Consider the following 1,728-nt stretch of genomic DNA (forward strand, 5'->3'; position numbering starts at 1 on the left):
TGCTGTGCCTGCTCGATCAGCGCCTTGAACATCATTACCGGATCGAAGGGAGGCCGAGCTTCGCTTCGGCACGGGCAAGGCCGATCGTGCGGATGAACAGCCCGAACCTGTTTTTCTGAGTAATCGCCCGATTGAAGCCGCCTACCGTTGTTAAGCAACGTCGTTATTGACGTCGTCATGCACGCCGTATGCGGTGGAGGCGAAGTTGGGGATGGAAGTTCTGGGCGTTGATCCATTTCCGCAAGCCCAAGGCCAAACCGATGGCGCTATCTGTCCGGGAACTGGTGTGCGGTTTTACCCAGGGCTAGACGGTACGCGAGTTTTCGACCTGATTTTTTGACACTGGAGCATTCAAGCGCACACTTCTTTTCGGCCATTTCTCCAAAAACTGCACCAGTGCGCTATAGGAAATTAGGACGAACAGAATGATCTGATAGCCTCGGCTAGGCATGATTTGATAGTGAATGATCGGCCCCGCTACGGCGATCATGTAGATGGTCCACCCAATTTTCCATCCGAAAACCGCATCAAGCAGGTGGTGCAAATGGCGACGATCCGGCGAGAGTGGCGAGCGGCCCGCTGCAAGACGACTGACCATCAATCGCAAGGTATCGATTGCTGGAATCAAGAAAAGCAGCACGCCTTCGGCCGAGCGCATGCCGCCGGCGGGGCCATTGTGAAGTGCGAGCGCTAGAATGCCAAAGAAACTACCGATTCCATAAGAGCCGCAGTCGCCCAGAAAGAGATGACCCTGCGCATTCAGGATGAACAGAACAATAAAAATCCCAGAGATACCTGCAAGGATCGGGAGAGTGTGTGCGGGCGCATGAAACAGGAAAAAGACATTCCACACAATCCCAAGGCCCAGAACGAGGCCGTTTCGTCCATCCGCCATGTTAACGGCATTCTTCAGGCCGACCAGGCAAACCAGCGCAATTGGAAAGCCGACCTTGCCAAGATCGAGGTGCAGGCCAAGGGATTCGAAAGAAACGTGCGTGAACCTGAGTGCGGGAATAACCCATAAAAGGACGGAAAACACTACAATGTCAGCCGCCAATCTCTTGGCCGCGGAGATGTGACGCCGATCGTCGCAGAAGCCGATTATCATGACAAGACAAATGGCCAGAGCGCCCCAAAGTCTTGCATTCTTGGCAGGTAAGTTTCCTGGATCTGACCATGGGATCGTAAGCAAGAGCACGGTGGCAGCTACCACCAAGGCGATGACCCCGCCGACTGCCGGGGTCGGCACATAATGTTGTTTGTGTCCGTCCGACGCGCTCGGTTCGTCGATCACGCCCAACACTTCGCCTATACGCTTTGCATACGCACCAATGGCCGCGGCCAGCCCTGCGCCCGCTATGAATGAGCAAGCCAATATGATGGCGCTGTTAAGATTCTGAAAAATTGGAAACAGCACTCAGAAAGGCCTCAAAGTTGGACCACACGGATGACATAATTTTTTCACAATATTTATCATTCTATATCACATATCGTGCATGCATAAATTGTAAAAATCATATTTCCAGATGCCAATGGGATGAGGTGTTTTGAAAATATGGCGAAGCGAGCGCTAAATCGTCGCCTGTCTCTAACAGCTCGTTTTGACGGCATAGATTTGTCGGGGTTGGTGAACGGTATCACTTCCTTAAACGGCATCGAGATCGATCTATCGTTCTAGGCTCAGGACCTATTAAATCACTTGCGGTGGGAACGATTGATTGATTCAAT

Annotated in this window: 1 protein-coding gene; it reads right to left on the reverse strand. The window is 52.1% G+C overall.

Annotated features, from left to right (window positions below; translation table 11 throughout):
* Positions 1-304 precede the first annotated feature (304 nt).
* On the reverse strand, positions 305-1,417 hold the full coding sequence (locus IP81_RS19465; protein ID WP_054109662.1) for an MraY family glycosyltransferase: 1,113 nt from the start codon (positions 1,415-1,417) through the stop codon (positions 305-307).
* Positions 1,418-1,728 lie beyond the last annotated feature (311 nt).

Origin of the sequence: Novosphingobium sp. AAP83 (genome assembly GCF_001295795.1) — a bacterium.
Taxonomy (GTDB): Bacteria; Pseudomonadota; Alphaproteobacteria; order Sphingomonadales; family Sphingomonadaceae; genus Novosphingobium.